The following is a 6000-nucleotide window of genomic DNA, read 5'->3' on the forward strand; positions in this document are numbered from 1 at the left end:
GGTTTAAGGTCAGCTGTTGATAAGTTCCGCCAGCAGAATCTCCTCCGCCTGGGCCTTGCAGGTGTTCATCAGGCCCACCCAGACCATCGGGTCGCGGGCTTTCAGCGCCTCCGTCGCGCCCGCCGACTCTGCCAGCCGGGGCATCATCTGTTCGAGACGGCTGTTCGCGGTCTCGTCGATCTCCAGAAGATGCGGGTACAGCTTCTCGCTCATCAGCAGCTGGTTGTAGAGGATGGGCCGGTGTTCTTTCAGGTACGCTTTCCTCATCCTGCCGTACTTGCCCAGGGGCTTCTCCGTCTGTTCGGACAGCTTCAGGTCGGGGATCAGGTAATCTCCGTTCCTCGTGTAAGTCAGGTTGTTCTCCATGTGTGGCACTCCTTTCCGCGCTCTTGGCGCGCTCATAGTTCTGGATGGTAACGCCGATCTGCCGCAGCACCTGTTGATTGATTTGGCTGACCGCCGTGCCCAGCGCCCCCACGGTGGCAGGGGTATTGAAGTCGAAAATCGCCATGAAATCCTCATGGCTGAAATACTGCTCCGGCTCCAGCCCACAGCGGGACATCAGGGCGTAGGTAATGCTGACAGCGGCGGCGGATTTGAACTGGACTTCGATGTTGTACTCATCGTACTCCTCCAAAAAGGAACCGTCAACGATGTAGAGAATGTCTTGCCGGTGATCCGTCCAGTATTCTTCCGCCAGCCCGGCGGCCACATCGGCCAGCTGCTGGGCCAGGTCGTTACCGCCCACATTGTAGTTGCGCTCCAGCATCGCCATGACCGGCGCGGCGTGTTCCTCGTTCATCGTCCACAGCCAGGGGGTGCGGGAGTGTTCACGGGTGCCAGTGTCGGAAATGTCGAATACATAGCGCAGCCGGGGCCGGTCCCCGGAATCATCCACCAGCGCGATACCCTTGGACCCGCGCCGCACATACCGGCCCATGCGGTTGTTCCACAGGTCGTACTCGGCGCAGGCGGTGGCATCCGGGCGCTGGGCGTAGATCATCAGCTGCTCATGGAACGGATATTTGTAGAGGCGGGCGGCGGTGGTGAGAAAGCCCGCCCACTCCTGCCAGCTGCCGGTGAGCTGCCGCGCCACCTGGTCGGCCATCTGCGCGTATTGTTCTGCTTTAGTTGGCATGGGGTTCTATCCTCCCTTCATTCGGATATGAAAATGGGGCGGCACAGCGGCCGCCCCAGCGGGTCAAAACAGGGGGTTACTCGTCAAAATCCGGGTACAGCTCCAGCTCGTCAAACTCGGCCTCGGTCATGGCGCGCAGCTTGGCGAGGGTGCTGTCAGTCAGGGCCAGCAGCTCGGCCTCGTCCGCCTGCAAGTGGCCGCGCATCTCGGTCAGGGCCTCGATGGCCCCCTGGCGGGTGCCGGGGTTGTAGATGCACAGCAGGTTGGTTTCCTCAAAGGTCAAAGCGTTCATATCAGATCTCCCTTTCCGCGCTCTTTTTGGGCGCTGTCTTTTTATGTTCGGGTTTGGGCTGGCTTTTCAGCTGCTCCACAACGGATTTCTTCTTGTCCCGGTCCTCCCGGTGGGCGGCGGCAGCCAGGTCCATCAGGGAAATGGGCTGGCCGCTGCGGGCCTGCTGTTCCAGCTGGGCCACCGTCTGCTCCTTGGGGCCGTTGTTGATGATACCGTCGATCATGCCGTAGTCATCCTCCACGGCCATCTCCGCATTTTTCAGCGGGTTGTCCGGCAGGAATCCGGGAACCTCGGCAAAGCCGAAGCTGTCGCAGTAATGACAGGATACCTTGCCGTCCCGCTTGATGGCAACGATGTCGCTGACGCTCATGGATGGGTGGCGGTAGTCGGCGGGGTGTTCATTGTTGAAGCGGTATTCAAGATTGTCCAGCACGCTGCCTTTCAGGTCGCCAGGGGGCAGCGGCGCGGTGTAGACCAGATCATAATTGTCCCGCTGCACCGTCTGCCCGATGGACTTGAGCCATTCCAGCCCCTCGTAGCGAATATCCCGCAGCTCGTCGGTGTGCTTCACCTGATAAATAGCGAAGCAGTCGCCCTCATGGTTGAGGAACGCCTGCTCCCGTTCCTGCTGGTGGTCCATGCGCTCCTTGACCTGGGCATCGAAAGCCGGGCTTTCCTCCCATTCCTCGCGGGTGACGGCGAAGATCCCGTCGTGGGCGTCCAGATCGGCGGTATCAAAAGCCATCGCCGGGTTCTCGCCCTGCTGGATGATGTAAACGGTCAGATCACGCTCCATCAGCTCATAGGCGCGTTCTTTGGAAAGGGGCAGAAGGTCCCCGTCCAGATAGCCGCACTTTTCCAAATCGTCCTGGGTCAGCGTCGGGTCCGGCATGGGATATTCGTCCAGATGCTGTTCCGGGGCGTCCGGCAGCTGAGTGGTTTCCGGGGCGGCGGCCTGAGCCTCTGTCTGCATCTGCTGGACAGCCGCTTCCTGCAAGGTCTCGATCATGGACAGCGGCGCATACTGGATGGATTGGCCGCCCATGCCGTGCATCTCACAGATTTTCAGCGCGGCGGTGGACAGGGGCAGCTCCGGCGCATCCAGCTGGCCGCCGTCCAGCTGCTTCATGGTCGCCATATCGTAGAGCGTGTAGTCCCAGCCGGTGTCGCAGGGCTGAACATGAAGATAGGTGGTATCGTCCAGCACCAGCAGGGCCTCGCGGTACTCGGTGCTGGGCGGGGTGGTTTCTACGCCCATCGCCCTCGCTTCATCCGCCATTTTCACAAGGTTGGGGTCAGGTTCCGGCACCAGTTGCTCCAGACGATCCAACAGCTCGGCAGCTTTTGTGGCCGCTTCTCCAGGTTCATTTTCATCGGCAATTTCCTGGAGCCAGTCCCGAACACCGCTGGCATCCCCGCTGCGGAGCGTAGCGGTCAGTTCCCGCAGCGCATCCTCCCGATTGTCCACCTGATCCCGGTATTCATAGGTATCATAGTCAAAAGAAAACTGGTCGATGTCGGCTGCCAACTGCTCGATAGGGTCCCGCTGCGGTTCCGGGGCAGCGGTCAGGTCAATGCCGCGCTCCTTGCAGATAACCTTATAATGCCGGTCAATGTCCGCGATCAGTTCCCCGGCTGCCTTGTTGATGGTCTCTAAACTGGCCCGCAACTCCGGCAGCTCCTTACCCTGGCTCCAGTTGGCGATATAGCCGAAGCTGTTCTCGCCGGTCTGGATACCGTAATACTGGCAAACCGCGTAGGAAATGCTCTCGGCCTCCACCTCCTCGGTGTTGCGGTCTTTCTTCTTGGGCGGCTCCTTGTCACCGGCCCTGGCCGCTTCCTCCTGTGCCTTGGCGTAGTTGTGCAGCTTGCTGTGGGCGATCTCATGGACGGCGGCGGAAACGGTCTGTACCTCGCTCATGCCTGCTCGGATGGCGATGCGCTGCTGGTCCGGCGAAAAATACCCGTCCATGTTGGCGGCCATCGGCTCCACGGAGAGCGGCACCGGCGCGGACCGGCGCAGGGCCTCCATGAAAGCCTCGTAGTTCTGGACGTTCCCGGACAGGGAGGACGCCAGCTCCGGCAGCGGTTTCCCGTCCGTCTGGCTCACATCAAACACCTTCACCGGGCGGAACATAGGGATTTCGATTTCTTTTTCTTCCATGACTGCCTTGCCCTCTGCGTCCAGGATGGGGGCCTTGGTGTCCGGGTCCAGCTTCTGTTCCTCGATCTTTTTCTTGAACGGCGTGGGCGCGATGATGGTGATGCCGTGTTCGCCGCGCTTCACATGGCGCTCAAACTGATTTTTCCACTTGTTGTACCCAGCCACCAGCGTGGCGTCCGGCTTCTGCATATAGATGAGCATGGTGTTGTTGACGGAGTAGCGGTGGAACCGGGACATTACGGACAGATAGCGCATATACTTTTCGCTCTCGAACAGCTCCTTGATGCCCTGCTCGATGCCCGCCGTGATTTGCTGCAACCGTTCCCGGTTGGTGGGTTTGTCAGCCATGATGTTCACTCTCCCTTCTATGGCCGAAATTTCAGCAGTGTGTTCTGCGATCCACTGGTCCTGTTCCTCGGTGCTGCTGTCGAGAAAGGTGTCCAGCAGATAGCCCATGTAATCTTTTTTCTGGATGGCCTCCAAAAAGCGCGGGTGCGGGTCCTTGTCCGGCGTCTTGGGGGAATAGTCGGCCTCCCATTTTCGGAGCAAGTGATAGTAGTCTGTCAGGACGCGCCAGCCGTGTTCCCGTTTTTCTTTCCGCACCTGCGCCTCGGATTTTTGCCGGACATAGCTTCGCCGGGGCGGGGCCTTGCTGTCATAGGAAAGGCCAAAATCCTGGGCCAGCTTTTCGGCAGCCTCTTTGGGGGACAGGCCATAGAGCCGGGCGGTGAAGTCGATCACGTCGCCGTCTGCACCGCAGCCAAAACAGTGGAAACGGGTGTCCACCTTCATGCTGGGGTGGCGGTCATCGTGGAAGGGACAGCAGGCCATGCCGCCGCGTCCCACCGCGATGCCGTAAAGCTCCGCCGCCTCTCTGGCGGTGACGGACTGTTTTACGACTTCAAAGACGCTCTCGCCCATGCTCACTTGCCGCCCGCTTTCGGGACGGGCGGTTTGTACCCGGCGGCCTTGGCCCGTTCGCTGGCGGCCTTGCGGCGCTCGGCGCTGTACGGCTCCCGCACCGACACGCAGCGTTTGGGCACCGTGAAGGTCTGGCGGTCCTTTTTCACGATCTGGTCCGGGTATTTTTCCGCCAGCCTCCGCAGCTTTTCCAGCAGGCGCGGGTCGTGAGAATAGACCTCGGCGGTGGCCTCGGCCTGGTTGTAGAGGATAATGGTTTCCTGTTCATACAAACTCAGTTTCATTTGCCGCCGCCTTTCTGCCGGTCAAATTCCAGCTTGAAGTTGACGTACTGGCCGGTATCTTCCAGCACCACGGTGGCGTCGTAGGTCCTGCCGCTTTTCTCGGAGTACAGCCCCGTCACATGGGTGCGGCCATCTTTGAGCAGCGCCGCCACGATGGCCTTGGTGGGCTGTTTGCGCTTCGCTGCCCACCAGTTGTTGTTCTTCCAGATCGCAAATTTGCAAGATTTGTCCTGGCAGAAGAAGCCTTTTTGCATTTCTGCAATTTCACCGCCGCAGCGGGGGCATTTGCCCACCACCTCGCGGGGCGGGGCAAACAGGTACTCGCTGCCCTTGATGACCTGATAGGTCCCCACCAGCTCCTTCAGCATGGCGGTAATCTCGGCCATGAAGTCCTCCGGGGCCAGCTCGCCGCGCTCGATCTCGCCCAGCCGGTACTCCCACTCGGCGGTCAGCAGCGGGGATTGCAGCTGCTCCGGCAGGACGGTAATCAGGGAAATGGCATCGTGGGACGGCAAAAGCTGCACGGTTTTCTTGCTCTTTTTGCGTTCCAGAAAGCCGGTGGACACCAGCTTTTCCAAAATCCCGGCGCGGGTGGCGGGGGTGCCCAGCCCCTTGCGCTCGGCATCCTCCGGCATATCGTCCTTTCCGGCAGTTTCCATCGCAGAAAGCAGCGTGTCCTCTGATACGTTTTGTCAAGGTGGTTTTAAGAAATTTTCCCGCAATCGTTCATAATGAGCCGCTTGATTTTATCGCTCATAGTTTCCTTGCTGGTGGTGCTGAAATGGATTTTTACCCGATAGGTCGTGTTTCCGATTTTCTTCACAATATCGGGCTGTTCTGCTTCCTTTACGGTCAGAGGGGAAGCGTTTGCGGGGGTGCTGGCTTTATTGCTCATAAGCTCTCCTTTCCATGAAAAAAGCCCTCATGCTACGGCGCACAAGGGCTTATAGTCATTCTTCTATAACTCTGAAAGTGCGAAAGTGCAAAGCGCAAAGGGTCTGCACTTTGCGTTTTCAGCTTGCGGGTTCGGGTGGCTGCTTCTTCTTGATGAAGTTGTACCATTGACCGCCGACGCGCCTTGCGCCCAAAATGCCGCCCATGTTGCGCTTGGCGTTCTGTACCGTCCTCTCGGATATTCCGGCTTCGGCTGCGGCCTTTACAAGGTCCTCGCTGGCAAGCTCTTTCCCGTCTGCAAGCAGGT

At 59.5% G+C, this 6000-nt stretch carries 6 protein-coding genes and 2 pseudogenes; 1 reads left to right on the forward strand and 7 read right to left on the reverse strand.

Annotated features, from left to right (window positions below; genetic code table 11):
* Positions 1-9 precede the first annotated feature (9 nt).
* Positions 10-366 carry a TnpV protein gene (locus H7U37_RS15760; RefSeq protein WP_243414292.1) on the reverse strand — a complete coding sequence of 119 codons (357 nt, stop codon included), beginning with the start codon at positions 364-366 and terminating at the stop codon, positions 10-12.
* Between the two features lie 77 nt (positions 367-443).
* Here H7U37_RS15760 and H7U37_RS16090 point away from each other — a divergent pair, with 77 nt between their 5' ends.
* Positions 444-572 (forward strand): hypothetical protein, encoded by a 129-nt coding sequence (locus H7U37_RS16090; RefSeq protein WP_272873480.1) that lies wholly within the window; start codon positions 444-446, stop codon positions 570-572.
* Between the two features lie 642 nt (positions 573-1214).
* Here the strand turns inward: H7U37_RS16090 and H7U37_RS09630 are convergent.
* The 6 genes and pseudogenes from H7U37_RS09630 to H7U37_RS09655 form a co-directional block, all read right to left on the reverse strand.
* The gene (locus H7U37_RS09630; protein ID WP_204875430.1) at positions 1215-1430 is read right to left on the reverse strand and encodes a transposon-transfer assisting family protein; all 216 of its coding nucleotides are present in this window, start codon (positions 1428-1430) and stop codon (positions 1215-1217) included.
* A gap of 1 nt (position 1431) precedes the next feature.
* A complete protein-coding gene (locus tag H7U37_RS09635) occupies positions 1432-4515 on the reverse strand; it encodes an LPD16 domain-containing protein (protein WP_204875431.1) in 3084 nt (1027 codons plus the stop codon).
* Positions 4516-4517: 2 nt separating this feature from the next.
* Positions 4518-4799, reverse strand: a complete 282-nt coding sequence (locus tag H7U37_RS09640) for a hypothetical protein (RefSeq protein ID WP_054334841.1) — start codon at positions 4797-4799, stop codon at positions 4518-4520.
* Positions 4796-5491: pseudogene (locus H7U37_RS09645) on the reverse strand (DNA topoisomerase); the annotation flags it as partial. The pseudogene H7U37_RS09645 and the gene H7U37_RS09640, both read right to left, overlap by 4 nt.
* 11 nt (positions 5492-5502) lie before the next feature.
* Positions 5503-5694 (reverse strand): transposon-encoded TnpW family protein, encoded by a 192-nt coding sequence (locus H7U37_RS09650; protein ID WP_055059682.1) that lies wholly within the window; start codon positions 5692-5694, stop codon positions 5503-5505.
* Positions 5695-5812: 118 nt separating this feature from the next.
* Positions 5813-6000: pseudogene (locus H7U37_RS09655) on the reverse strand (hypothetical protein); the annotation flags it as partial.

It is taken from the genome of Pseudoflavonifractor phocaeensis, assembly GCF_016901735.1.
Lineage (GTDB): Bacteria > Bacillota > Clostridia > Oscillospirales > Oscillospiraceae > Pseudoflavonifractor_A.

What these genes read in the sequence shown, in the direction of transcription:
- H7U37_RS09650 (WP_055059682.1), bottom strand. Translation starts at nt 5,694, where the DNA reads ATGAGCAATAAAGCCAGCACCCCCGCAAACGCTTCCCCTCTGACCGTA.
- H7U37_RS09640 (WP_054334841.1), bottom strand. Translation starts at nt 4,799, where the DNA reads ATGAAACTGAGTTTGTATGAACAGGAAACCATTATCCTCTACAACCAG.
- H7U37_RS09635 (WP_204875431.1), bottom strand. Translation starts at nt 4,515, where the DNA reads ATGGGCGAGAGCGTCTTTGAAGTCGTAAAACAGTCCGTCACCGCCAGA.
- H7U37_RS09630 (WP_204875430.1), bottom strand. Translation starts at nt 1,430, where the DNA reads ATGAACGCTTTGACCTTTGAGGAAACCAACCTGCTGTGCATCTACAAC.
- H7U37_RS15760 (WP_243414292.1), bottom strand. Translation starts at nt 366, where the DNA reads ATGGAGAACAACCTGACTTACACGAGGAACGGAGATTACCTGATCCCC.